General features: G+C 49.7%; 18 protein-coding genes. 4 read left to right on the top strand and 14 right to left on the bottom strand.

Translation table 11 applies throughout. The features are described 5' to 3' along the window. Positions 1-44 precede the first annotated feature (44 nt). From ruvC to aspS, 4 genes are all read right to left on the bottom strand, one after another. Positions 45-566 carry a crossover junction endodeoxyribonuclease RuvC gene (gene ruvC / locus HGT70_RS13720; protein WP_071429838.1) on the bottom strand — a complete coding sequence of 174 codons (522 nt, stop codon included), beginning with the start codon at positions 564-566 and terminating at the stop codon, positions 45-47. Positions 567-595: 29 nt separating this feature from the next. After that, positions 596-1339 (bottom strand): YebC/PmpR family DNA-binding transcriptional regulator, encoded by a 744-nt coding sequence (locus HGT70_RS13715; RefSeq protein WP_214196216.1) that lies wholly within the window; start codon positions 1337-1339, stop codon positions 596-598. Positions 1340-1404: 65 nt separating this feature from the next. Next, positions 1405-1842: a dihydroneopterin triphosphate diphosphatase gene (gene nudB / locus HGT70_RS13710; RefSeq protein ID WP_071429834.1), complete on the bottom strand. Its 438-nt coding sequence runs from the start codon at positions 1840-1842 to the stop codon at positions 1405-1407. Beyond that, the gene (gene aspS, locus HGT70_RS13705) at positions 1842-3620 is read right to left on the bottom strand and encodes an aspartate--tRNA ligase (protein ID WP_071429832.1); all 1779 of its coding nucleotides are present in this window, start codon (positions 3618-3620) and stop codon (positions 1842-1844) included. Before aspS ends, nudB begins: the two co-directional genes overlap by 1 nt. Positions 3621-3868: 248 nt before the next feature. Here aspS and cmoA point away from each other — a divergent pair, with 248 nt between their 5' ends. After that, positions 3869-4597: a carboxy-S-adenosyl-L-methionine synthase CmoA gene (gene cmoA / locus HGT70_RS13700; protein ID WP_214196268.1), complete on the top strand. Its 729-nt coding sequence runs from the start codon at positions 3869-3871 to the stop codon at positions 4595-4597. Further along, a complete protein-coding gene (gene cmoB / locus HGT70_RS13695; RefSeq protein ID WP_214196215.1) occupies positions 4594-5574 on the top strand; it encodes a tRNA 5-methoxyuridine(34)/uridine 5-oxyacetic acid(34) synthase CmoB in 981 nt (326 codons plus the stop codon). Before cmoA ends, cmoB begins: the two co-directional genes overlap by 4 nt. Here the strand turns inward: cmoB and cutC are convergent. Continuing rightward, the gene (cutC, locus tag HGT70_RS13690; RefSeq protein WP_214196214.1) at positions 5542-6354 is read right to left on the bottom strand and encodes a copper homeostasis protein CutC; all 813 of its coding nucleotides are present in this window, start codon (positions 6352-6354) and stop codon (positions 5542-5544) included. The genes cmoB and cutC overlap by 33 nt on opposite strands. A gap of 77 nt (positions 6355-6431) precedes the next feature. On the opposite strand from cutC, the gene HGT70_RS13685 reads away from it, so the two are divergent. After that, positions 6432-7568 carry a MalY/PatB family protein gene (locus HGT70_RS13685; protein ID WP_214196213.1) on the top strand — a complete coding sequence of 379 codons (1137 nt, stop codon included), beginning with the start codon at positions 6432-6434 and terminating at the stop codon, positions 7566-7568. A 12-nt stretch (positions 7569-7580) separates the two neighbouring features. Here HGT70_RS13685 and HGT70_RS13680 read toward each other — a convergent pair whose 3' ends face one another. Further along, entirely contained in the window at positions 7581-8135 is a 555-nt protein-coding gene (locus tag HGT70_RS13680; RefSeq protein ID WP_071429827.1) for a VOC family protein, read from the bottom strand. 226 nt (positions 8136-8361) lie between these two features. Here HGT70_RS13680 and argS point away from each other — a divergent pair, with 226 nt between their 5' ends. After that, positions 8362-10092: an arginine--tRNA ligase gene (gene argS / locus HGT70_RS13675; protein WP_071429825.1), complete on the top strand. Its 1731-nt coding sequence runs from the start codon at positions 8362-8364 to the stop codon at positions 10090-10092. 104 nt (positions 10093-10196) lie between these two features. On the opposite strand, the gene HGT70_RS13670 is transcribed toward argS, so the two are convergent. The 8 genes from HGT70_RS13670 to HGT70_RS13635 all read right to left on the bottom strand — a co-directional run. After that, positions 10197-10631, bottom strand: a complete 435-nt coding sequence (locus HGT70_RS13670; protein ID WP_214196212.1) for a GlcG/HbpS family heme-binding protein — start codon at positions 10629-10631, stop codon at positions 10197-10199. A gap of 158 nt (positions 10632-10789) precedes the next feature. Further along, the gene (locus HGT70_RS13665; RefSeq protein ID WP_071429823.1) at positions 10790-11719 is read right to left on the bottom strand and encodes a hypothetical protein; all 930 of its coding nucleotides are present in this window, start codon (positions 11717-11719) and stop codon (positions 10790-10792) included. Beyond that, the gene (locus tag HGT70_RS13660; RefSeq protein WP_214196211.1) at positions 11707-12981 is read right to left on the bottom strand and encodes a hypothetical protein; all 1275 of its coding nucleotides are present in this window, start codon (positions 12979-12981) and stop codon (positions 11707-11709) included. The genes HGT70_RS13665 and HGT70_RS13660 overlap by 13 nt, the downstream gene beginning before the upstream one ends. 5 nt (positions 12982-12986) lie before the next feature. Continuing rightward, positions 12987-16070, bottom strand: a complete 3084-nt coding sequence (locus tag HGT70_RS13655) for a glycosyltransferase (RefSeq protein ID WP_214196210.1) — start codon at positions 16068-16070, stop codon at positions 12987-12989. Positions 16071-16103: 33 nt separating this feature from the next. Further along, positions 16104-17249, bottom strand: a complete 1146-nt coding sequence (locus tag HGT70_RS13650) for an HlyD family type I secretion periplasmic adaptor subunit (protein ID WP_244968945.1) — start codon at positions 17247-17249, stop codon at positions 16104-16106. A 68-nt stretch (positions 17250-17317) separates the two neighbouring features. Next, on the bottom strand, positions 17318-19462 hold the full coding sequence (locus HGT70_RS13645) for a type I secretion system permease/ATPase (protein ID WP_214196208.1): 2145 nt from the start codon (positions 19460-19462) through the stop codon (positions 17318-17320). Then, positions 19459-20880, bottom strand: a complete 1422-nt coding sequence (locus HGT70_RS13640) for a TolC family outer membrane protein (protein ID WP_214196207.1) — start codon at positions 20878-20880, stop codon at positions 19459-19461. The genes HGT70_RS13645 and HGT70_RS13640 overlap by 4 nt, the downstream gene beginning before the upstream one ends. An 81-nt stretch (positions 20881-20961) precedes the next feature. Then, a partial coding sequence (locus HGT70_RS13635; protein ID WP_214196206.1) for an Ig-like domain-containing protein occupies positions 20962-26538 on the bottom strand: 5577 nt, incomplete at its 5' end.

Raw genomic sequence — 26538 nt, 5'->3', positions numbered from 1 at the left:
ATACCATAAAAAAGGCTGGATGGATATCCAGCCTCGCGCTTGTTTTAGCGTAATCGTCCACGAGTCAGCACAAGTGCCTTATCGGAAATGCTCAACGCGTTTTGGCTAATATGGCAATGGGTTATTGCGATGGCTAAAGCATCCGCGGCATCGGCCTGCGGGTTGGCTGGAAGCTTGAGGAGGGTGCGAACCATATGCTGAACCTGCGCTTTATCGGCTGCGCCGGTTCCCGTTACGGTTTGTTTAACTTGACGAGCCGCATACTCGAACACCGGCAACGTTTGATTTACCGCCGCAACAATCGCCGCCCCTCTCGCCTGACCTAACTTCAGTGCCGAATCAGCATTCTTCGCCATGAACACCTGTTCTATGGCGAAATAATCGGGCGAAAACTGTGTGATAATCTCACTTACCCCGGCATAGATTAGTCGTAGACGCTCAGGCAAGGCGGGCGTATTCGTTCGAATACAGCCACTGCCCAAGTAAGTGAGCTGACGACCGACTTGCCGTATCACACCATATCCCGTAATACGTGACCCTGGGTCGATGCCAAGAATTATCGCCATGCTCGACCGCTTAGGCTAATAAGCCGCACCTATAAGCTCTCAGCAACTTCGTCGGAAATTTCGCCGTTATGATAAACTTCTTGTACATCATCGCAATCTTCTAGCATATCGATCAGACGCAACAGCTTAGGAGCCGTTTCGCTATCCATCTCTGCTTTCGTCGACGGGATCATTGTGACTTCTGCTTCGTCTGGCGTCAGCCCCGCCGCAATCAAGGCATCTTTTACCGCCCCTAGCTCTTCCCAGGCAGTGAAGACATCGATCGCGCCATCGTCATAGGTCATGACATCTTCCGCGCCCGCTTCGAGTGCAGCTTCCATCAACGCATCTTCGTCTTGACCTGGAGCGTAAGCGATAACGCCTTTACGGCTAAAGAGATAAGCGACAGAGCCATCCGTACCAAGGTTACCCCCGGTCTTAGTGAAAGCATGACGGACTTCCGATACCGTACGATTACGGTTGTCGCTCAAACACTCGATCATGATAGCGCTACCGCCGGGACCGTATCCTTCATAGATGATAGTTTCCATATTGGAGTTATCATCGCCGCCGACGCCACGCGCAATAGCGCGATCCATGGTGTCACGGGTCATATTGTTAGAAAGGGCTTTATCCATCGCGGCACGTAAGCGCGGGTTAGAGCTGGGATCACCCCCGCCTAATTTCGCTGCCGTCACCAGTTCACGGATGATTTTGGTGAAAATTTTCCCGCGTTTTGCATCTTGTGCCGCTTTACGGTGCTTGGTATTTGCCCATTTACTATGTCCAGCCATAATCTTCTTCTCTCAAACAAATAACGGTAAACAGAATACGCGCGTTGCGTATTCCAATAGAATTTTCACTCGGCGAACAACTGTTCGATGGCCTGGCGATTGCTCCACGATTTGGTTAATGCCGCAGCCTGTTGCCAAGGAAGCCACTGTGCCGCCGTATGTTCGGTGAGTCGCGGCGTTCTTTCGGTCTCGACCCCCCAACTAAACCAATGTTCTTGGTTATGTGTCACACCCGGTGCATAACGGTGGCGATACTGTTCAAATATTTCAAAGGTAATCTGCGTCTGACAATCGATAAAGCGGTCATGGGCTGGATCAAAGATAAATCCGGTCTCCTCATGCACTTCGCGAAGCGCAGCTTGTGAAGGCTGCTCTCCCTGCTCTAGGCTACCCGTGACCGATTGCCAAAACTGCGCATCATCTTGACGCTGTAGCAATAGCACCCGCTTAGTGTTTCTCGCGTAGATCACCACTAATACTGAAACCGGGTGCTTGTAAGCCATTACGCCGACTCGGTCTTAACTTTCTTTACGACCTGTAGTGCCAATTCTTGCAGGGCACTCGGGTTAGCCTCGCTTGGTGCATCGGTCATTAAACAGGCGGCGGCTGTCGTTTTCGGGAAGGCAATCACATCACGGATGTTATCTGTTCCGGTCAATAGCATGGTCAAACGGTCCAAGCCAAACGCTAGGCCTGCATGCGGCGGCGCGCCGTATTTCAATGCATCAAGTAAGAAGCCAAACTTCTCTTGTTGCTCGTCGTCACCAATTCCTAAGAGGCTAAATACCGCTTGCTGCATATCACCCGTGTGGATCCGCACAGAACCGCCACCAACTTCATAGCCGTTGATGACCATGTCATAGGCATTCGCAATGGCATCACTTGGCGCAGCACTCAACTCGCTAGGCGTCAGATCGCGAGGCGCGGTAAAAGGATGGTGCATCGCTGCTAGGCGGCCTTCTTCGTCTTGCTCGAACATAGGGAAATCAACCACCCACAGCGGTGCCCAGCGGCTTTCGTCGGTTAACGCTAACTCACGGCCGATTTTAAGACGTAATGCACCCATCGCATCCGCCACGACATTCGCTTGGTCTGCGCCGAAGAGTAAAATATCGCCCGACTGTGCGTGGGTTCTGTCCAACAATTGCTCAATAAGATCAGCGGTGAGGAATTTCGCAACCGGGCTCTGCACGCCGTCAAGGCCAGCGTCGCGCTGGTTGACTTTCATCCATGCCATACCCTTCGCGCCATATAAGCCGACGAATTTAGTATAATCATCGAGTTGCTTGCGCGTCAGTTGCGCACCACCGGGAACGCGCAATACCGCGACACGGCCTTTGGCATCGTTAGCTGGACCTGAAAATACTTGAAACTCTACGTTCTTCAGTAAATCGGCAACGTCCACCAATTCCATTGGGTTACGCAGATCGGGTTTATCGGAACCGAAGCGACGCATCGCTTCCGCCCACGTCATCTGTGGGAACTCACCGAGATCAATCCCTTTGATATTTAACCATAGTTCACGGATCAGGCGTTCCATGATGTCACGAACTTGTGGGGCGGTCATAAACGAGGTTTCAACATCGATTTGCGTGAATTCTGGCTGACGGTCTGCGCGTAAATCTTCGTCGCGGAAACACTTAACGATTTGATAATAACGATCGAATCCCGATACCATCAGCAGCTGTTTAAATAGCTGTGGCGACTGAGGGAGTGCATAAAATTCGCCCTTATGCACACGGCTTGGGACTAAGTAATCTCGTGCCCCTTCTGGCGTTGCTTTAGTGAGCATCGGTGTTTCGATATCGAGGAATTCATTCTCTTCCATAAAACGACGAACAAAAGCCGTAACTTTTGCGCGCGTCTTAAAGCGTGCCGCGACTTCAGGGCGACGTAAATCTAAGTAGCGGTATTTAAGGCGTGCTTCTTCGCTATTGACATGATTACTATCGAGCGGCAAGGGTTCCGAACGGTTGATAATGGTCAATTCCGTTGCAAATACTTCCACCTCTCCGGTCGCCATCTCGGCATTCTTGTTGCGCTCATCGCGGGCACGCACTTTTCCGGTGACCTGAATGCAAAACTCGTTACGAAGCTCGGAAGCCCGTTGAAACGCCTGTTGCTCATCCGGATCAAAAAAGACCTGAACAATCCCTTCGCGGTCACGCATATCGATGAAAATTAAGCTCCCGAGGTCACGACGACGATTCACCCAACCGCTGAGAGTCACTTGTTGACCGATGTGGGACACATTAAGTTGTCCGCAATATAGTGTACGCATTGATTATCCTTTTGGGCCCGGAAGGCATTTAACGTTAGGTACCTGCTACCTGGCGATGTTGCTGCAAAATGGCTCGCATTATACTGAAAAATAATGTCGAGGATAAGTCTATGAGTGTAATAGCGCTCGATATCTGTGCAATTGACACTTTTGCTTGTCGAAAATCGCTAAAAAATTGTCTTATTGATGCGCCGCTGCGGAGTTTCTGCGACAATACCGCTTTTACAGCAAGGTTATCGAACTCCGTTATGTCTCACCGCGATAGTTTATTTTCCGCGCCAATTGAAAAATTAGGCGACTGGACTTTTGATGAACGAGTAGCTGAAGTTTTCCCTGATATGATCCAGCGCTCCGTCCCGGGTTACTCCAATATCATCTCCATGATCGGGATGCTGGCGGGTCGTTATGTCACGGAAAATAGCCGCGTATATGATCTCGGCTGCTCGCTTGGCGCAGCAACGCTTTCGGTGCGACGGAATATTGCGGTCGATGGCTGTGAAATTATTGCGGTCGATAACTCCCCCGCCATGGTTGAACGTTGCCGCCGTCATCTCGACGCGTTTCGTGCGCAGACCCCGGTTAACGTCGTCGAAGCCGATATTCAGGGTATCGAGATCGAAAATGCCTCACTGGTTATTCTCAATTTTACGCTACAGTTTATCCCGCCGGAACAGCGCGAGGCGCTGCTCGCCAAAATCTGGCGTGGGCTACGTCCTGGAGGCGCGCTGGTTCTCTCGGAAAAGTTCAGTTTTGCCGATCAGCAGATGGGTGAATTACTGTTTGATATGCATTTAGATTTTAAGCGGGCGAATGGCTACAGTGAGTTGGAGATCAGTCAGAAACGGAGCATGCTCGAAAATGTTATGCTAACCGACAGCGTCGAGACCCACCAGCAGCGTCTTCGGGACGTTGGCTTCGCCCATGCTGAACTCTGGTTTCAGTGTTTTAATTTTGGATCGTTAGTGGCTATAAAATGATTGATTTTGGCAATTTTTACCAACAAATCGCGACCGGACCCTTAGCATCTTGGTTAGAAACAATCCCTGCACAGCTGGGACAGTGGCAGCGTGAAAATTTACATGGCCATTTTCGCCAGTGGCATAAAGCGATTCAGTATCTACCGGCCTTAACGCCGACCTCCCTAGACCTTGCCGAGCAGGTCTATGCGGAGCATACCGACTTAACACCTCGTCAACGGCAAGGCATCGAGTCGCTACTTCGCCAGTTAATGCCGTGGCGTAAAGGCCCATACCAGCTTTATGGCACACATATCGATACCGAGTGGCGCTCTGATTGGAAGTGGGATCGCGTCTTACCTCATATCAGTCCCCTCAAGGATCGACTGATCCTCGATGTCGGTTGTGGCAGCGGCTACCATATGTGGCGAATGCTGGGTCAAGGGGCAAAAATGGTGGTCGGGATCGACCCCATGCAACTGTTTCTCTGTCAATTTGAAGCAGTAAGAAAGCTACTTGGTAACTCACAGCAAGCGCATCTATTACCCTTAGGTATTGAACAGTTACCGACTTCTGAAGCCTTTGATACCGTTTTTTCGATGGGCGTATTGTATCACCGCCGCTCACCGCTCGATCACTTACATCAGTTAAAAAACCAACTAGTTGGTGGCGGCGAACTGGTCCTAGAAACGCTAGTTACTGAAGGGGATGAACATCAAGTGCTAGTCCCCGGCGAACGTTACGCACAGATGCGTAATGTCTACTTTCTACCCTCTGCGTTGGCGCTGAAAAGTTGGTTAGAGAAGACGGGATTCGTCGATGTCCGTATTGTTGACCAGGCTGTAACGCCTTTTACTGAGCAACGACGTACCTCTTGGATGACTAGCGAGTCCTTGGCCGAGTTCCTCGATCCGGAGGATCCGCAAAGAACGGTTGAAGGCTATCATGCCCCATTGCGTGCGGTGCTAATTGCCCGTAAGCCCGGAGAGGTAGTCTAGGCGACCTGGGTGATAGTCGGCGAGCGGTGCTGGTAGACTGTCACCCTGCAAGCGGATCAGGGTCTGCATCGCCTCGACCACATCGGGGTCAACCTCTGTGCGGAGATACTCATCGGCGAGTTTGTCTGAACACATCGACACGCCAGCCTTACAGTAACGCATTGCAGAAGGGACTTGTCGACTCGCTGAGCTATGAACTTCTTGAATCCCGGCGTCGAGAAATTTTGGTAGGTTGGATAAGCGTACCCCAGCCCCCGCCATAATAATCGGCCCGTGACCTAGTGCATTTAGCGCCTGCAATAGACTGATACCCGCCTCTGCGGATTGCTGCTGTCCAGACGTCAATACCCGTGCAACGCCAAGTTCTTCCAGCTCCTGATAGGTACGATAGGGATTGCTACACAGATCAAATGCACGGTGAAAAGTCACTGCCATGCCTTTGGCTACCGTCATGACTTTTTGCATTCTGGCTTTATCGAGGAGTCCTTCAGGGCAGAGAATACCCGTTACTACCCCAGGGAAGCCCATATCCCGAATTTGAGCGATATCTGATAACATTACCTTAAACTCTTGCTCACTATAACAAAAATCACCGCTACGCGGCCGGACGATGGGGTGGACGGGGATGTGAACCTGCGAACGGACTTCACGCAAGGTTCCAAGAGAAGGCGTTATTCCCCCTTCTTGTGGCGCAGCACAGAGTTCGAGACGATCGGCACCGGCTTGCGCTGCGGCAAGCGCGCAATCTACCCCGTAACAGCATATTTCTAAAATCGCCATAGTCGATTCCTTTGTCAGGCCTGATGGATATGCTACTGTGCATAGCGCCTCTATCTACATACCTGCCTGGAGTTCGGATGTCATTCAATTTTGATGAAAGAGTCGAGCGATATCACACAGATAGTGAAAAATGGCTCAAATACCGAGATCGTGACATCCTTCCGCTCTGGATAGCGGACACAGATTTTCGCGTTGCTCCAGCGATCCAAGAGGCATTGCAACAGCGTGTCGCTCATGGTGTATTTGGTTACGCCGATGATCAAGGCGCCCTCGCTCGAGCCACCGCGCAGTGGGCTGCTAGTCAATATGAATGGTCTATCGATCCAGACTGGGTTGTTCCGCTCTCTGGTATTAAACCGATATTTTCTCTGCTTCAAGAGAGTCTGCTCAGTACCGATCAAGCCTCTGTCTGTACCACACCGATTTACCCTCCTTTCACTCATAGTGCACGGGCGGCAGGACGGGAGCAGCGTCTGCTCCCCATTCCTCTTTTCAAAAACGATAATCCCTTAGCGATGCCGCTTCCCGCCTTAATGACTCAGGAGCGATTACTTTTTATCTGTAATCCCCATAATCCTGGAGGGAAGCGTTATGACCGTGAGACGTTACAGCGTCTTGCTGACTATGCCGACACTTATGATTTATGGGTATGTAGCGATGAGGTGCACGCCGACCTACAGCTCGACCCACACTCTAGGCATATCCCTTTTGCCTCACTCTCCACGCGCTGCGAACAGCGATCGATCACGCTACTCTCTGCGGCGAAAGCCTTTAACCTCGCAGGTCTTGGCTGTGCCGTGGCCATCATCCCCAATGATGATTTACGCGCACGACTTCGCCGCGCGATTGCTCAGCGTCTTCCAGTCCCAAATAGCCTCGGTGTGGTTGCAACATTGGCCGCTTGGCAAGAGGGCGAAGCATGGTTAGCCGCACAGCGCGACTACTTACGTCTAAACCGAGATCGGCTGGTCGCTCATATTGCCACGCTTCCCGACCTGCAAGTCGCTACCCCTGATGCCGGTTTTCTGGCTTGGATAGATGCTTCACGCTTGAAACTTACTGATCCGCAGCGTTGGTTCGAACACCATGGCCTAGGGCTCACTGGGGGGGCGCCATTCGGTGATCCGCAAGCGGTGCGCCTCAATTTCGGCTGCCCACGCTCGCGACTTGACCTTGCACTGACGCGTTTGACGTCTGCCATCGATAGTCTCTAACTCGCAGCGATGCTACTGCTCGCTGGCGACAATCTTATCGATAGACCATGTATGGAATTTCAGGGTCACTTCACCGTTAGTGATTGCGAGTGTCGTATTGTCTAATGCGCCGTCCTTGACCTTTGGACGTCGCGTCTTCACGCTCACACCCGGAATCAATAAGCCACTATCATCAATCAACGCCATCGCGCGTTGGCCTAGCTCCTCTGGGGTGCCAGGGAGAACGATTTCGATATGTTCCCACCCTTCATGGCGATAGCGCTTCTCGCCGGGCCAAGGTAATTCAACAATCTGTATAGAATGACTGAATACGTCTAGGGGCTGGTGCAGTTGATAGAGATGGATTGGACGTCCAGCGATCACCGCATCAGAAAAACAGCGTCCGTGCTGCGCGAGTTGACTCGCCCAACGCTCAGCGGTTTGATTTTGGTGACAACGTAACGAGATATGATCGATCTCTACGCCAGCGAGGTTAAGCCCTAGTTGTTGGGCAAAGGTTGTGACGTCGTGCTCGAATCGAGAAAGGTCGTCAGCTAATTCAGGAAGCGCTGAAAAAAGAGGATGCATAGAGCCTACTATCATTATCTACTGTAGCGCTATTTTCACCGCCAGGACCTAGCCTGTAAAGTCGTAAAGGTACGAATCCCCTCCCCCCTTACTCATACACGCAGATGGTGGCTGACGTACAAGCCTTTTTTACGTATACTGCTCGGCCATTAACTTATTACGTATTGATGTTTCGGCATCGCGTGTTGTGTGGTTTTTCACACGCTCTATAGATAAAGGTACCTCGGTGAATATTCAGGCTCTTCTCTGCGACAAAGTTAGTCAGGCAATGTTGGCTGCCGGCGCTCCCGCCGATAGCGAACCCCTTATCCGTCAATCCGCTAAGCCTCAATTTGGTGATTACCAAGCAAATGGCATCATGGCGGCAGCAAAACGACTCGGTATGCCTCCTCGACAACTTGCAGAAAAAGTGGTCGAGCACCTCTCACTGACCGGTATTGCCAGCAAGACTGAAATTGCCGGACCAGGTTTTATCAACATATTCCTCGATCCGCAGTGGTTGGCGAATGAAGTTGAACAAGCATTAAATTCGACGCATCTGAACCTTGCACCTATTACGCCACAGACCATCGTCGTCGATTATTCGGCTCCGAACGTTGCGAAAGAAATGCACGTCGGCCACTTACGCTCAACCATCATCGGTGATGCCACCGTGCGTACGCTAGAGAAGCTCGGTCATCATGTCATCCGTGCCAACCACCTAGGGGATTGGGGAACGCAGTTCGGGATGCTGATTGCTTATCTTGAGCAACAACAAGCGGACCACTCGGCTGACATTGCGCTACAAGATTTCGAAGCGTTTTATCGCGCAGCGAAAATCGCCTACGACGAAGACGAGGCTTTTGCTCTGCGGGCGCGTAGCTATGTCGTTAAGCTGCAAGGGGGCGATGAGTATTGCTTAAAGATGTGGCGTAAATTAGTCGACATCACTATGGAGCAAAATCAGCACAACTATAATCGTTTAAATGTCAGCTTAACCGCCGAAAACGTGATGGGTGAAAGTCTCTATAACAGCATGTTGCCGGGTATTGTCGCCGATCTGAAACAAAAAGGATTAGCCGTAGAGAGCGAAGGCGCCACCGTCGTCTTCCTCGACGAGTTCACCAATAAAGAAGGTGAACCGATGGGCGTGATCATACAGAAAAAAGATGGCGGCTACCTTTATACCACCACCGATATTGCCTGTGCCAAATACCGCTACGAAACCCTAAAGGCTGAACGCGTTATCTATTATATCGACTCACGCCAGCATCAACACCTGATGCAAGCGTGGACGATCGTTCGTAAAGCGGGCTACGTCCCAGAATCAGTCCCGCTAGAACACCATATGTTTGGCATGATGCTCGGCAAAGATGGGCGTCCGTTCAAGACCCGTGCTGGGGGAACCATCCGCTTAGCCGATCTACTCGATGAGGCGCATGAGCGCGCGTTGACCCTGGTCACAGAGAAAAATCCCGAGATGGATGCGCAGACCCTAAACCGTCTCGCCGAGGTAATTGGCATTGGCGCAGTAAAATATGCCGACCTGTCTAAGAACCGTACGACTGACTACGTATTCGACTGGGACAATATGCTCTCTTTCGAAGGTAACACCGCGCCTTATTTGCAATATGCCTATACGCGTGTACTTTCGGTCTTCCGCAAAGCCGGTATCGATGAGCAAACGCTGCAAGGCCCTCTGGCGTTGACAGAATCCCGCGAAGCGGGGCTTGCAACACGCCTACTGCAGTTCGAAGAGACACTGCATCAGGTCGCGCGCGAGGGAACACCGCATGTACTCTGCGCTTACCTGTACGATGTCGCAGTACTGTTCTCAAGCTTCTATGAGCATTGTCCAATACTTACGGCACAAGACGAGAATACTCGCCAGTCCCGTTTAAAATTGGCAGCGCTCACCGCAAGAACAATTAAGAGTGGCTTAGATTTACTCGGTATCGAGACCGTCGAGCGGATGTAAAACTTCTCTACTTGGTGAGTGTGGATTGTTGCACGCGCTTATCCTCGACTCTACCCGCAATATACACTTTTGCGGGTAGAGTCTTGTTTTATGTAACGACGACGCTAGCAGACCAAGTCCTTAAACGCCTGCACCACATGGCCCGCGACTTGCTGGTCTTGTTCAGCCGTCCCCCCAGACACCCCAACGGCTCCGACTAACAGGCCATCATGAAGAAGTGGCTCTCCCCCCGCGAAGACAATCACGCGTTGATTTAAGGTAATATTTAGCCCGTAGAGCGAGCCGCCTGGCTCAGCGTCTTTACTCAGCGAGGCGGTCGCCGCACCAAACAAGGCACTGGTATAGCCTTTATTTATAGCATGTTCAATACTAGGGAGTTGTGCGCCGTCCATCCGTAAGAAAGTAATTAGAAAGCCTTGAGTATCGACAATCGCGATATTCGATGCGATACCCATTTCATGAAGCTTTTCTTCCCCGGCCTCAATTAATTTTCTTGCCAGATTCGCATTGATCGATGAAGTCGTCGTAAAAAGTGACATAAGTGCCTCACTGTGCCGTAAATACTCAATGATAGTCGTTATCGGTAGAGAGGATAATTTTAAGGGCAGTAATCCCCCAGCCAACGCCCACTTAGGGTGCGCCGAGTTCATCCTGAATATAATTACCGATAGACTCGTCGTAAAAGACGACTCAAGCTTTAGCGTTTGACCAGTAACTGATTGAGCACGCGGCAGATCGTGTCGTTGTCTTGCGACTGATGCTGTTGCTTCTCGCTCCAGTTTCGCATAGGCCGATGATAGTGCTGAGTAAGACGTAGACTTTGCTGGCTCAACGCAGTGAGCAATGAGTTGGCCATCGCCCCACCACTAAATAAGGTCTTTTTAAATACGGGTTGCCGATTTGAATAGGTTATTTTCCCCGTTGTCACGGGTATATTTGGATAATGCTGAGCAAGACCCTGCCACAGAATCGCGGCATTATAGCTCTGAGAATACCACGCACTACAGTTGACGGGGGCGGTCATGGCCATACTAACCGGCTCATCGGGTTTGAAAACTGTCTCCATCCACTTTGCCATCCCCTCCAGATACCAACGCTGTTTAAATAGCGCATAACCGTATTGATAAAGATGAAATAGCTCATGCGCCGGAGTTGGATTATTTTTAGGATCGAGCCGATTAGAAAGCATAATTTTAAGGCCACAAGGTGTCTGTTCGCCATTAGCAAAAGTTTCATGGGCGACTTTATCGAACGCACGCCCATTCCCTTTCAAGTTCAAAATAAACACACTGATCTGTTGAGCCCGCTGAAAAATAGGTTGGCTCAAAGGCGTTCGCAATTGTAAATCCTTAACATAAAACTGTTGAGCGGCTTGTAATTGTCGCGCAATATCTAAAATTCTTAAGGGCGGTGCATGTGAACTTCGCCGTGAGGGATCGGACAACGCATCATCACCCACCGTCGTATAATAAAGCGTAAAAATACCTTGTTGATATTTATCAGGTAAAGTATGTGCGGCAAGCTGCGTCCCCGTCACACAAGGAGAAGGCGCAAGAAAATCGCTACTCTCCTGCGACCAAGCTACATTAGAGACCACTAGGGGTAGCAATGCGATTAATCTACGCATGTAGAATCCTCCAAACTCGGTCCAATGATAAGAGTATCAATCTTCTCTATCAGCGTACTTAAACTCGCTAAACTGAAATCCTGATCTTCACAAAAAAGCGATGTTGTTAATTGCGGAAATAACCATTGATCGTGCCGATAAAGTTCTTGTTTACCTTCTGAGCCAAAAATAGACTGTTTAAGTCGCTGTCTAGCCTTTTTATTACGCGGTATCATAAACACTTTATGATCTGCTTGAATATCGATAGCGTATCGTCCCCACTCACTCTCTAGCTCTACCACCAAGATATAACTGCGATAAAACCAATACCGAGAAAATGTCGGGAATTTCTGCGCGGGGAAATCTATGATCATTCGCGAAAAATTTAATAAGGGCTGTCTATCGAAGGCTTGTGAAAGTAAGGTGAGAAAACGCTGATCGAAATACTGATCCAAAATGTCTTCGGGTAAGTTCAGGTAACAAGTATAGAGTCGATCGCGTAGCGAAGAAAACTGCTGTTGCTTGACTCGTGTGGCTATCTTTTGCCAGCATCGCGTCGTATCACAAATGGGGTGCAGTACCTTCCCTTGAGTATGCTCCGCCGCCAGCTCGGCCAAGAGAACGGGACGAGTTAAGGTGAAATAAGGCTGGAAGAGTTCCGGTAAAACCTTTTTTAAGTCTGCGCAACTTACCCCAAGATGCATCAATAACGTCCCCGTAAATGCTTCGTCATTGGGATAGTCGAGACGTCCCGCACCTTGTGGCAGCATCTTACGACGATGAGCCTTCATCTGGTCAATGGCAGAGCCCGATAACCTCACTAGACAGTACAACATGCCATAGACCTCCTGGGAAAGGAGATTTGCCACAGATGAGAACCACATCCACGATTCATCGCGAGGTGAAAACTCACACGCTAAGCACTCTTGCGTTAATTCCGCAGTACGACGAATAAATACATCCAACGGCATGTTAATCGCGATATCGTCGTCCATGATCCAGTAATAATCATACTCGGGCAATAAATCACGCGCGGCATAGGCTATATAATCGCCGCACTGCCAACCGGTATGCTTCACTGCATACAATTGATGATCAGATAAGTAATCTCGACCTACCTGCCAATGTTCGGGCGAGATTCGCTGTGTTACCGATTGAGGATCGGTGAACCGCTCCTCAAACACGTAGTAATCCGCCGTCGTGAGTTGTCGAAATTGTGGTAATAATAATGCTAATCGTTCAGATTGGCCTGCATGTCGGATAATAAAACAGTGTCGCGTCATAGTACTTAAGCCTGTTCTGCATTCAACGCAGGTAGACAATCGCTAGCATGTAGCCAGTGTTGCCAAGAGGCCGCTATACAAGAGCTCGAATAACGCTGTGCACAGGCTTTCGCTCCGCTCTGTAAACGTGTTTGCAATTCTGAATCTTGCAGTACACGAATCAGTGCGGTAGCCAATGCCTCTTTGTCTCCAGCGTCTACCAGTAATCCTGCGTTTTGTTCACGCAAAATATCACGTGGGCCATATTTAATGGCAAAACTGACCAAAGGAGTACCAAAGGCCATTGCCTCAATCGCAGATAAAGGATGTCCTTCTTGATTTGAACACAATACGGCACAACATGCTCGTTGATGTACCGCAGCAATATCGGCCGTAAAGCCGTTAATTTTTACCGAGCCATCTAGCCCTTTCTTTCTAACAAGATCGGCAAGCTCGTCTTGTAAGCCGCCGACCCCGTAGGTGTAGAGTTCTGCATCAGGCACGGTTTTAAGGACTTGTTCGAACACGTCGAGCAACAATGCATGCTGTTTTTCCGGAGAGTAGCGCGCCAAGTAAATCACCCGTTTTGAAGGTATCTTCTTAATATTGGCTTCTAAAATCGTCTTATCCAGATGGTTGGGGATGACCTGCATGGTTTCAGCTGGGATGCCCAGCACACATAAGTCTTGGTACTGTTCCTGCGTTAAGATAATCAGTGTATTGACACAGTCTGGTGACTCAAGAAGATGCCGATAGGTCGTCTTTATCTGCCCATTACCCAATAAGTGCGAAGAGTGGATCACCGCGGATAGGTGGCAATCCATTCTGTTCCGGGGTGTAGACAGGACAAAATCTCGCCATGCCCGATTTTTATCGATAATAAAATGCCAGCATCCCGCGTGCGGGAGTTGCTTCTCGAGTGCCCACGTAGCGAATTGCTCTTCAGTATTGAATAATCGTTGCTGGGAGTCATGCACTTCAATATGAGTCAGCTGCCACATCTCTCGATGAATATGCCAGTGTCTGCGCAATAAGACATTTCCCGCTCGATCAACAAAGTCGTCGACTTTAATTGTCCCTTGAACAAGACAATAGCTTCTCTTACCCAATGGACAGGTTTCAGTCGCCTCCACCTGCTGCTTATAGTCACCGAAGAAGCCGGATAGCGCCTTAACTTCACCGCTCTCGAAGCAATCAATCATCCCCAGATAGAGGTTTTTAACCGGAACCTCTACGGGCAGTCGACCTCGCTCACGTAGCTGGTCGAGTGTCTTCAACAACGATGGATTGTATTGAAGCGTTACGATCCAGGGTGTGCGCTGTAATTGCTCACAAAATAATGAGGCACGCCGTAGCGCTGCCACTTCAATACCATTTCCCACTTCACGTAAGTTTTCTAATAAGAAAACCGGTATCCGAGAGTGGGAATCAGGCTTTTTTACATTCACCAACTGTTGCTGCTGCTGCTGAGCATAATAGTTCGCATAAGCAACATAACCCGACAGATAATGTTCGACATCGTCAATACGCACACGATAACTGTGATGACGAATAAAGAAACTATTAACGATTCTCGCCGGATTTTTAAAAAACATCGCCAGTTCTGGCCAGAAAAAGCCATTGAGTAAATAGCGCGCCCGATACTCTAACGCTTCGCTAAATTCCTGCAGTGGAAAGTCCTGCAATAAATGCTGATGCGTAGTGGAGGAGTGTATGCGGTCGATCATCGCGTTCGCCGCCATCATTAGCTCGAGTAGCGTTGGATAAGTCGTCACGCGGTGGCGAATAAAATCCAAATGATCCCGTACATTATCTAAGCCAAATTTAAAATATTTATCCAAAGGACGATAGAGAGTCAGCTCGTTGACACAGTAGCTGAGCCAATGATCATGAAACTGCCAGTGTTTATTCTCAATAAAATACTCAAACGCTCGCTCAACACTCTCAATCCATCGTGCCTGTGGCGACAATTTATAGAGGCGCATCAATGCGAAGGCTGCTTCTCCATCATAATAAATGATACGGAAAGGCTCCTTCACTGACAGATCATGGTTTTCCAAGACGTGGACGAACTTACCTTGATCATCCTGCATCAGTAGTATCCCTTCCGCCAGGGCTTCCATCAACGGTAGGTAGGTTTTATCCCCGGTAACTTCAGTGTATTTTGCGTAGGCTAAAATACTGACGGCATTGCCGCCTAGCTTAATCTCATCCCCAACATCCACTAAAAATGCGGCCTGACGACCATCTGCCAAGGTCTTTTTTTGGATAAGTTCGTGGGTTAAATAAGCCAATGCACGATCTATTGCTAGCCGCTGTTGCGGTTGTTGGGTGACCTCCCAACCTTCAATGAGAGCATAAGTCGAACTGGCATGGCGCAGCGCGTTATACGATTTTATCTTCCGGTCAAAGCAAGGAAACCATCCATAGTGATACTCACCGCTAGCTTTAATTTGCGTCGCAAGATACTGAGCAGAGTGATGGATAAGATTTGGGACATGGGCTTGCCAAGGCTCCGCGATTTTTCTAAACCCAGACTCTTTTCCTTCACGCTCAATCGTTTTAGCCCCGGAAGCATCACAGAACACCGCTTGAGTTTTAAACCGCCAGATCGTCTGTTGTGGATCGGTTGGCCAGGATAGTGAACACGAGAACCGGCGCTGAGCATAGCTTTCAAGGTTGGTCGCATTGGGTGTAGCTACCCCCACCTTGCCGTCATACAGTATGGCATTCGCTGCCAACTCATGTTCGAGGATGGCGTGCGTGAAGTTCGGATCGAAGCTCAATCCGAACCGGAAATAATTGCGCTTTGTTTTACCCAGTTTTTCTTGTAACCCTGCCCAGCTCATCTCTTCAATATGATCGACTCGTTCGACTCGTAACCAACAGACTTGGAGATCGTGCTTCTGCCGATAACGCTGAATAAATTGCGAGCCAGATGTCCAAGCTTGATTAAAGGTATTGCCTGTCGAAATATGAGTGTAGGCGCGCTGTTTCCCATCGCAAAGACTGAAGAAAAGTATACAAGTAGGATGAGGAGCAACGTGCTCGGGCGCGTTAGCACTCATCATCTCGAAGTGCGCCTGTTGTAATAAATCACTTAATGCCATATTGAGTTCATCCTTTATTAAGTGGCAAATCGATTAACGTTCGCGCAATGCTTCTCTGGCTCGATTGAAAGGCTTAATTAAATAATCCATCACCGTCCGCTCGCCAGTTTTAATATCTACGGTGGCGATCATTCCGGGGCTTATAGCAAAATGCTTCCCACGTTTATTAACCAATGAGTCATGATCGGTACGGATATAAACGCGGTAGTAGTATATCTCCGGCTTCTGTTCGTCTTGGATGGTATCCGGTGAAATAGTTTCTACTACACCAGGAAGGCCGCCGTAAATCGCGTAATCATAGGCCGTTATTTTTACCATCGCTTTTTGACCTGGATGAATAAAGGCGATATCCCGCGGCGAAATTCTGGCCTCAATTAATAGACGATCATCAACCGGGACAATTTCCATTAACTCACCGTTCGGTGCAATAACGCCCCCGATCGTAGTAACTTTAATATTTTTTACTATTCCCTGTACCGGTGAACGCAGCGTTAATCGACTCACACTGTCGCTACGGCCGCGGATAACTTCCGCTAACGATGCAACATCTGCATTCGCTTTTGAAAGCTGCTCGCGCGCATCGACATAATAATGAGTCTTAAGGTCAGTGATACGCAACGCGATATCAGACTGCTGCTGTTGTAGTCTTAGTACCTCTACACTACTCGCAGCTCCGGTTTTCGCCAAGCGCTGTGTAATGGTTAATTCACGATTAATCAATGACATCGAATCTTGTAGCTGACGCATCGATTGGGTGAACTGCTCACGGCGACTCTGGTAAAGATGTGTCTCTGCCACTAAAAGATCAGGATAAGGCTGCAAGCTTGCAGGGAAGACTAATGGCCGGTTATTGACCTCTGCGTCCAAACGAATACTCGCAGCTAATGAGGCACGATATTTCGCCTCACTCTCCCCCACGTTAGATTCGCTACGCGTCGGATCTAAACGCGCGACGACTTGTCCTAATTTCACACGCTGACCCTCTTGGACCGGTAATTCCGTCAGTACCCCACCATCTAACGATTGCAGCACTTGTTCTCGGGAGCTAGGGATCACCTTGCCGGTTCCTGTTGAAACTTCATCGACTTGACCAAACCAGGCCCAAATACTAAAAATAATCACTAGGATGGCGAGGATCGCAATGAGATATGCTGACTTTACAATATGCGCTTCGTCCATATCACCACCACTTAATATTTCAGTGGGATCATAGGGCAAATAGCCTTTATTCGGGGTGGATGATTGGCTCATAGCGCAGCTCCTTGCGGGCTAGTCTCTTTCCCTTTCGTTTTGAATAACTCTTCACGCGAGGTATCCATAGCGATACGCCCTTCCTTTAAAACAATGACTCGTTCAGTGAGCGATAAGATGGCAGCTCGATGTGTCGCGATAATTAACGTGCGATGGCCGATCCATTGTTCCAATCGTTCGATAAAGTGTTTTTCGGAAGGCTCATCGAACGATGCAGTAGGTTCGTCTAGTAGCACAATATTAGGATCACGCAGCAAGGTACGCGATAGCAATAAGGATTGACGCTGACCACCAGAAAGCCCAGTTCCGCCTTCCATAATCGGGTGCTCTAGGCCGAGGGGGAGTTGTCGAATAAAGTCGATGGCACCGGTGATGGCTAATACTTCAAAGATTTCTTCGTCATCACTATTAGGTCGGCCTAGGATCAAATTATCGCGGATAGTCCCATGAAATAGGCGTGCTTCTTGCGTCAGCAAACCAATATTTCTGCGTATATCGGCCATATCAATATGCTCTAGGCTTAAATCGTCGAGACGTACTTGTCCAGAAACCTTTTCTAAGTTACCACTCAGCGCTTGTAATAACGTCGATTTCCCTGCACCCATGCGACCCAATAAGGCAATCTTTTCACCGGCTGCGATAGTGAGTTTATTTACCTGTAAAGGGATAACATCATGTTCCTGACCATAACTGAAAGAGGCTTGATGCAGTTCGTAGTTACCATGAAGCAATGCACGGTGAACCTTCATTTCATCCGGGTGATCTTCGACAGGCAGTGCCATTAGCTGGTCGAGACTGCGCTTTGCCACCTTGACTTGCTGCCAACGCGCGAGTACACCACAAAGGGCGGTCATCGGAGCGATCATACGTGTGGATAACATGGACGCCGCGACCATCGCACCGGTAGTAATATCACCGCTAATCACCAGTGGGGCCCCAACGACGACGACAGCCGCGTACACCAGACTTTGGATGGTCGTTCCCCACGCGACAAGACTGTGAGTCAATTGACGCGTTTTAACGCCGGACTCTGCCGTAATGCTGATATAGCTGTTCCATTGCTGCAGAAAGCGGCTCTCTGCCTGCATCAGTTTTATATCTTGTATCCCTTGTAAACTCTCAACCAAAATAGCATTACGCAGGGTAACTTCTTGGAGGTTCTGCTGGGCTAAACGCGCCAGTTTCTTTTGATAGAGCAGGCCTGGGACTAACATTATGATAACCGCAATCGGCGCAATCCAGCTTAACCACGGCGAAACAATGACTAGCACAAGTTGAAATAATAGAAAGAACGGTAAATCGACTAAAATCGAGACAGTACGGGAGGTCACCATCTCCCGTATTTGCTCGATTTCACGAACTTGCGCGATAAAGCTGCCGGTCGAGCGTGGAATAGCCGAATTTTTTAAGCGTAAGGCATGGCCAAATACCCGATCGGAGACACGGATATCCGCGCGTTTAGCTAATAAATCCGTAATATGCCCACGTGCCAACTTCAAGATAAACATGAAGATAACTGAAATCATCACCCCACCAAAGAGAACATAGAGTGTCGGATATGATTGCGCGGGAATTACGCGGTCGTAGACCTGCATCGAAAATAATATGCCAGAGAGGGCAAGTAAGTTGATAACGAACGAGGCGAGCATCACATGTAAATAGGGTTTCAAATCTTTAATGATCAGCTTTTTCAACCAATCTGGCGTATAGGTCGAAAAATATTGGACGGTGCGGCTATCTTTAACCGGCGCAATGGGGCGGAAAGCGACCACCGATTCAGTTTGCGTCAATAACTCGGTGATACTGATCTGGCTGACTAAACCGCCCTCTTCCATAAAACGCACACCAACACAATCTTCCCCATCAAAGCTTTCGATGACGACCACCGAGCCATTGTTAAGCGTAGCTACCAACGGTAAGCGCAGTCCGGAGATTAGCTTTTCTGACTGGTCTAACAGAGTAAACTTCAAGCCTGCCAGGCGGGAAAGATGCTGTAGTTTTATGGGTAAGCTTTGTTCGGACAGCCAAGGGATGGCGGCATCTAGTGCACCCGGCGAAAAGGATTGCCGGTAATGTCTTGCGATTAACGTGATGGCTTCGACCCATTCGTCGCGTTGGGGTTGTGTATGTTCTTTAATCATGGGCGAATATCCACTCCCTGAATTCGACGGTTATCAAGACGGAACACAGAACGCATCATACCCGTGCTAAATAGGCAATCGAGTTGAAGGCTGTTCAGTTGTGCCCGAGTTTGTGCTTGGCTAAATTGAGCTTGATAGATCTCCTGATCGACATTGAGTAGATCGAGTAGCGGCCTTGTCCCCAATTGCAGATATTGGTCCTGATAAAGCCCCAATGTTTTCTCACCCAACGCTTGTTGCCGCTGTTGGATCACCAAGGTTTGGCCTAAGTTAGTTGCCTCATCTTGGGAGGTGGCTAATTTTTGGTAGGCCTCTAACTGGGCTGCTTTAATCGCTGCATTCGCCGCCGAAAGCGCTTGTTCAGCCGCGTCGCGAGAAGCATTTAATCCCCCACCTTGGTAGAGCGGCATTTGCATGCGAATCGAAGCGGTATACTGAGTTTTATCCAGATCCGCACTCCCTGAATAGTGATCATTGAGATAATGCGTCACTTCAGGTTCTAGGGAGATGGTGGGCATCATCTGAGCATTGGCGTTATCGACATTGGCTTGTGCTTGGTTCGCCCCGGCCCATGCCGCCAATACTGCTGGGACTAGCTGATAATTGGGATGTTGCACCGCGCAGGCCCGCGTCAGTGATTCGGGAACATCCTGCGTCACCCGCTTAACCCCTTCCACGCCAATGTAAGTCGCGAGGGTCGCTTGCCAGCGTTGTAAAGAGGCTTGGTATTGCATCAGTGTTGCTTGTGCGCCCTCGATACGGGTATCGGTTTGCACCACATCTGATAGCGGGCTGGCTCCCTCGGTATTACGTTGCCTGATCAAGTCCCCGATCTGTTTTAAGGAGTCGAGCTGTTGAGTGGCCATAGTAACCAACTGCTGATAACCCTGGACTTGAACCACCGCAGAAGCGGTATCGTGGGCGACTTGATCGATGGTTAACATCACTTCGGCTTGTTGCTGAGCAACCGCAGCATTGGCGGCCCGAACAGAACTGGAGACCTTACCGAAATCGTATAACATTTGAGAGAGAGAAATATCGATTGAGGGAGAATATCCCTTGTTAGTATAAGTATTGCTGTAGCCATTATTTACTCCAGCATTCACTTGCGGATAGTACTTCGCTTTAGCAACATCCACATTCGCAGACTGTTCAAACAGCTTCCCCACTGCCTGCGTAATGGTCGGATGCCAATTGACGGCCATCGCGACTGCGGCGGACATGTCCAGCGGCTGACCGTTAGAAACGGTTCCATTCGGCGTAACACTATATAGATCAGGGAGTTTCTCATCACCGACCATCTGTTGTGCACTGATTACCGATTCATCCGCCATCGCCGGAAGGCCAGTGATAATGCTGATCCCCATCGCTCCCCTGACTACCATACACCTCAAGGTGACCAAGCAAAATTTCTTCATAAAACGACTCTCTTGCGCTTAGATTTAAACTTTTGGGCTATTGCAGACGCAAAAAAGCGGGGGTTGCCCCCCGCTTAATCATTACGACGACGTATTGTGATCGATTAACTCATCGAGTGTGGCATTAACGTTTTCTAGCGTAACCAGTGTGGTTGAACTGTAATGGCTGCCTGTGCCATCACGGTCGATCGACACGACGGTGTTGTTGCCGGTGTGGCTGACAGACACATAGTTTCCTAATGAACTCGACTTACCATCCCAGCCTACAAGTAGCGCCGACACATCGATATGGTCGCCGTTGGTCGCTGAGAAATCGGTCCAGGTATCACTGCCATTTCCTCCGGCATTATCATCGGTGAGTAGTTTGTAAACTACGGTATCTGCACCACTCCCTGTCGTGAAGGTATCGTCATAAGCCGTACTAGAGATAGTGTCGGCATTGGCGCTACCGGTAATAACAGGGTGTAAATCGATGGTTAAATTAGCCGTCGAGGAAGTGCCATCGCTATCATTCAGTGAGTAGCTGAATGTCTCCTTAGACGTGATAGTCGAAGTATCAACGCCCGCTTTAAGGGTATAGGTATAAGAACCATCGTTCGATAACGCTAAGGTGCCATATTTTCCGTATAAGGTAACCGAATCGCCACTCACCGCCCCGCCGCTCGTGTCGGTAATCGATTTATCTCCGCCACTTACGGTATAGGACACGGCAGTGCCTGAAGCGTTATTTCCGGTAATCGTTAAGGACTTATACTCACTCCCGAAGGTATCGCCGACATTATCCGAGTCGGTACCGTCGAGGATATTGCCCGATGTAGTCGCTTCGGTGGTTAATTGATGACTGGTATCGACAGTGGTGCCACTAACCCCCGCTGCGAGCGTCACCGTCGAACTCCCTGTAAATAGGGCACCTGCCACGGTTGAGGTATAGCTCAACGAAACGCTGTAAGTTCCTTCGCTTAGTTCCAGCGAAGATAACGAGACTGATGTCGATCCACTCGCAAGCGCTAATATTGCCGAACCTGCAGACCACGATCCCGTATATACCAATGTGGAGGTCGTTGTACCATCATCATTAGTAACTAAATGATTGATAGTTATTGTCCCCGCAACTGACGTTGTATTAAGTATATTCGATTTAGTGAAGCCGATACTTACTACCGCATTCTCAAGTAATGTGTCGTTAGAGACAGTAAAGCTAGTGGTTGCAGTCTTAGTGGCTGAACTCCCTAACGATACGGTTGCGGTATTATTCGTTAGTGAAGAAACTGTATAGGTCTGTCCGGCCGTACCTGCTGCATAAGCTGTCGTATCGTTCAGTGAAACGCTATCGTTGACCGCTACAGAATGGGTTCCCTCGATAGTCAGCGTTAAGGTTGCTGTTGCAGTCTGTCCTGACGCATTGGTGATGGTGTAAGTAAAGATATCGTTCTTACCGATATCACTCGTCGCGCTAGTCGGTTGATAGCTATAGCTACCATCCGCGGCGATAGTGAGAACACCGTACTCTCCAGTGATAGTCGTTGACCCACTACTTGCCACCGTTACCGCACTTGATCCATCGACACTGTTGGCGACAACACTCGTTACATGGATATTGGTTCCTGTATCCGCAACGTCTCCAGCCGTATCTGTAGTTAATACATTTCCGCTGGTTTCGCTGAACACATACTGTACTGAGTCAGTAATATTGACGCTGAGTACCGTGCCAACATTCGCACTCACCAACAGCGATAGTAATCGACCAACGAAGGACGTTGCGTTCGCGGACGATACTGCGACGGTATAGGTCCCTGATGTCAAACCTTGTACGTAGACTGAACCGCTATAAGTCAGATTTACTAATCCAGAGTTAATCGAAATGGCATTCGATAAGGTTTGGACTACTTCGCCCGTGCTTGTATTAATCACTGAAAGGTCTGCATTAAAGCTATTTAACCCTAACAGCGATAGTAGCGAAGTTAATCCCGCAACCGCGCTTAAGGCCACACTACCGCTCACATCCAGAGTGACATCTTCAGACGTATTATCGTTAACCTTAAAATTAAAGCTGTTAGACGAGAACAGTGAAACATTGATGACACTTAGCGCGGTTAACCCTACCAACTGAACAACGTTTCCTGAGGTCCCTGTGAGATTATCTTGAACAGCTGTAACGGTTGCTGAGTGCGTATCAGCATTGGCGGTAAGTTGATCCCCTGTTCCAGAGCCACTGTTGTCTGAGTAGTTAACTGTCCCCTTATCTGATTCATTATTTGAAGAGTCAGTTAGCGTCACAGATAAGTCCTGATTCACTGATAGCCCTTCGGGTAATTTGACCTCAAAAGTTCCATCGTCATTGACTGTCCCACTGGCTACTACATTGCCGTTACTGTCATAAACCTTAACGGTTGTCCCTTCTTCTCCTTTCCCTGACAGCGTTAAAGTACTGTCATCTATTACAAGATCAGTAGGTTCGCTTGGGGCCGTAGTATCTTTAGCCGTTACCGAAACCGCTTCGGAAGTATTCCCGGCTGTATCAGAAGCTGCAACGCTGAGCATCTGCCCATTCGTTTGTGCGGCGTCTAATGTGACAGAGAAGGTTCCATCGCTGTCCACTTTACCAGTTCCCAGGGCTTTACCATTTATACTGGTAACCGTGATAATCGAACCGACCTCTCCTTTACCTGTAACGGTTACACCATCATCGCTTAATACAACTCCAGTTGGCGCCGCTGGAGCCGTTGTATCTTGCGCAGTAACAGAGGTTGCAATGGAGGTATTGCCCGCCGTGTCGGAGGCAGCAACGCTCAACACCTGCCCATTAGTTTGGGGGGTAACTAAAGTAACAGAGAAAGTGCCATCGTTACCGACCGCTGCGTTGCCAAGAATGTTACCCCCAGCATCTTTTACAGTAACAATCGATCCAACATCTCCTTTACCAGTCACGGTGATGCCATCATCACTGAGTTGAACCTCACTAGGAACCGCTGGCGCTGTCGTATCTGGCGCTGTTGTCGCCGTTGCCGAAGACGTATTATTCGCAGCATCGGTAGCCGTAGCATTTAAGGTCTGGCCGTTAGTTTGTGCCGGGCTTAAGGTCGCAGTAAACGTTCCGTCAGCAGCGACTGTTGCACTGCCTAACGTGGTGCCAGCGGCATCCTTGATAGCAACCGTGGAGCCCGCTTCCGCCTTACCAGTGACCGTCACACCATCATCACTGACAACAACATCAGTTGGTGCGGCTGGCGCTGTGGTATCTGGTGCTGTTGTCGTTGTTGCCGAAGACATGTTGTTCGCAGCATCGGTAGCCGTAGCATTTAAGGTCTGGCCGTTAGTTTGTGCCGGGCTTAAGGTCGCAGTGAATGAACCATCTGCGCCTACCGTTGCACTACCGAGAGTTGTGCCGTTGGCATCCTTGATAGCAACTGTTGAGCCTGCTTCCGCCTTACCGGTTACTGTTTCACCATCACCACTCACTTGAACATTAGTTGGTGCGGCAGGTGCAGTGGTATCTGGTGCTGTAGTCGTGGCGACTGAAGACGTGTTGTTCGCGGCATCCGTTGCCGTAGCACTTAAGGTCTGGCCGTTGGTTTGTGCAGGTTCTAATGTCGCAGTGAACGTCCCGTCAGCGGCTACCGTTGCACCGCCTAACGTGTTGCCAGCGGCATCTTTAATAGCAACCGTTGAGCCTGCTTCAGCTTTACCAATTACCGTCACACCGTCATCACTGACTTGAACATCAGTCGGTGCGGCTGGCGCTGTCGTATCTGGTGCCGTGGCTGATGCCGCTGAGGATGTATTACCTGCAGCATCTGTTGCCGTAGCGCTTACGGTCTGACCATTAGTTTGAGCCGGGCTTAAGGTAGCAGTAAACGTTCCGTCAGCAGCTACCGTTGCACTACCGAGAGTTGTGCCATTGGCATCTTTGATAGCGACTGTTGAGCCCGCTTCCGCCTTACCAGTTACTGTTTCACCATCACCACTCACTTGTACATCAGTTGGTGCGGCTGGCGCTGTCGTATCTGGTGCCGTGGCTGATGCCGCTGAGGATGTATTACCTGCAGCATCGGTTGTCGTAGCATTTAAGGTCTGGCCGTTAGTTTGTGCCGGGCTTAAGGTCGCAGTGAATGAACCATCTGCGTCTACCGTTGCACTACCGAGAGTTGTGCCGTTGACATCCTTGATAGCAACCGTGGAGCCTGCTTCGGCTTTACCGGTTACTGTTACACCATCATCACTGACAACAACATCAGTTGGTGTGGCTGGCACGGTGGTATCTGGTGCCGTAGTCGTTGTTGCCGAAGACGTGTTGTTCGCAGCATCCGTTGCCGTAGCACTTAAGGTTTGGCCGTTGGTTTGTGCCGGATCTAACGTTGCCTTGAAGGAACCATCCGCCGCTACTGTTGTACTGCCGAGAGTTGTGCCGTTGGCATCCTTGATAGTAACCGTGGAGCCTACTTCGGCCTTACCAGTTACCGTCTCACCATCGCCACTCACTTGAACATCAGTTGGTGCGGCAGGCGCTGTGGTATCTGGAGCCGTTGTCGTTGTTGCCGAAGACGTGTTGTTCGCAGCATCGGTTGCCGTAGCACTTAAGGTTTGGCCGTTAGTTTGTACAGGAGTAAGAGTAACGCTGAAAGCGCCATCACTGCCAACCGTTGTACTGCCAAGAGTTGTGCCGTTGGCATCCTTGATAGCAACAGTTGAACCAGCTTCGGCTTTACCGGTTACTGTTTCACCATCATCACTGACAACAACATCAGTTGGTGTGGCTGGCACGGTGGTATCTGGTGCCGTAGTCGTTGTTGCCGAAGACGTGTTGTTCGCAGCATCCGTTGCCGTAGCACTTAAGGTTTGGCCGTTGGTTTGTGCCGGATCTAACGTTGCCTTGAAGGAACCATCCGCCGCTACTGTTGTACTGCCGAGAGTTGTGCCGTTGGCATCCTTGATAGTAACCGTGGAGCCTACTTCGGCCTTACCAGTTACCGTCTCACCATCACCACTCACTTGAACATCAGTTGGTGCGGCTGGCGCTGTGGTATCTGGTGCTGTTGTCGTTGTTGCCGAAGACGTGTTGTTCGCAGCATCTGTTGCCGTAGCACTTAAGGTCTGGCCGTTGGTTTGTGCAGGTTCTAATGTCGCAGTGAACGTCCCGTCAGCGGCTACCGTTGCACCACCTAACGTGTTGCCAGCGGCATCTTTAATAGCAACCGTGGATCCCGCTTCCGCCTTACCGGTTACCGTTACACCGTCATCGCTGACAACAACATCAGTCGGCGCGGTAGGTGCTGTCGTATCTGGTGCCGTGGCTGATGCCGCTGAGGATGTATTACCTGCAGCATCTGTTGCCGTAGCACTTAAGGTTTGGCCGTTAGTTTGTACAGGAGTAAGAGTAACGCTGAAAGCGCCATCACTGCCAACCGTTGTACTGCCGAGCGTAGTGCCGTTGGCATCCTTGATAGCAACTGTTGAGCCTGCTTCAGCTTTACCAGTTACTGTTTCACCATCACCACTCACTTGAACATTAGTTGGTGCGGCAGGTGCAGTGGTATCTGGTGCTGTAGTCGTGGCGACTGAAGACGTGTTGTTCGCCGCATCGGTTGTCGTAGCACTTACGGTGTGGCCGTTGGTTTGTGCAGGTTCTAATGTCGCAGTGAACGTCCCGTCAGCGGCTAC

This window comes from Rosenbergiella collisarenosi (assembly GCF_018494085.1).
Taxonomy (GTDB): domain Bacteria; phylum Pseudomonadota; class Gammaproteobacteria; order Enterobacterales; family Enterobacteriaceae; genus Rosenbergiella; species Rosenbergiella collisarenosi.
This window is presented reverse-complemented; position numbering and strand designations above follow the sequence as displayed.

Bases quoted from the DNA above. Each gene is read 5' to 3' on its own strand.
- cutC (WP_214196214.1), bottom strand. From the start codon at position 6,354: ATGGCGATTTTAGAAATATGCTGTTACGGGGTAGATTGCGCGCTTGCC.
- cmoB (WP_214196215.1), top strand. From the start codon at position 4,594: ATGATTGATTTTGGCAATTTTTACCAACAAATCGCGACCGGACCCTTA.
- HGT70_RS13640 (WP_214196207.1), bottom strand. From the start codon at position 20,880: ATGAAGAAATTTTGCTTGGTCACCTTGAGGTGTATGGTAGTCAGGGGA.
- HGT70_RS13670 (WP_214196212.1), bottom strand. From the start codon at position 10,631: ATGTCACTTTTTACGACGACTTCATCGATCAATGCGAATCTGGCAAGA.
- cmoA (WP_214196268.1), top strand. From the start codon at position 3,869: ATGTCTCACCGCGATAGTTTATTTTCCGCGCCAATTGAAAAATTAGGC.
- HGT70_RS13685 (WP_214196213.1), top strand. From the start codon at position 6,432: ATGTCATTCAATTTTGATGAAAGAGTCGAGCGATATCACACAGATAGT.
- aspS (WP_071429832.1), bottom strand. From the start codon at position 3,620: ATGCGTACACTATATTGCGGACAACTTAATGTGTCCCACATCGGTCAA.
- nudB (WP_071429834.1), bottom strand. From the start codon at position 1,842: ATGGCTTACAAGCACCCGGTTTCAGTATTAGTGGTGATCTACGCGAGA.
- HGT70_RS13680 (WP_071429827.1), bottom strand. From the start codon at position 8,135: ATGCATCCTCTTTTTTCAGCGCTTCCTGAATTAGCTGACGACCTTTCT.
- ruvC (WP_071429838.1), bottom strand. From the start codon at position 566: ATGGCGATAATTCTTGGCATCGACCCAGGGTCACGTATTACGGGATAT.
- HGT70_RS13645 (WP_214196208.1), bottom strand. From the start codon at position 19,462: ATGATTAAAGAACATACACAACCCCAACGCGACGAATGGGTCGAAGCC.
- HGT70_RS13665 (WP_071429823.1), bottom strand. From the start codon at position 11,719: ATGCGTAGATTAATCGCATTGCTACCCCTAGTGGTCTCTAATGTAGCT.
- HGT70_RS13715 (WP_214196216.1), bottom strand. From the start codon at position 1,339: ATGGCTGGACATAGTAAATGGGCAAATACCAAGCACCGTAAAGCGGCA.
- HGT70_RS13655 (WP_214196210.1), bottom strand. From the start codon at position 16,070: ATGGCATTAAGTGATTTATTACAACAGGCGCACTTCGAGATGATGAGT.
- HGT70_RS13650 (WP_244968945.1), bottom strand. From the start codon at position 17,249: ATGGACGAAGCGCATATTGTAAAGTCAGCATATCTCATTGCGATCCTC.
- HGT70_RS13660 (WP_214196211.1), bottom strand. From the start codon at position 12,981: ATGACGCGACACTGTTTTATTATCCGACATGCAGGCCAATCTGAACGA.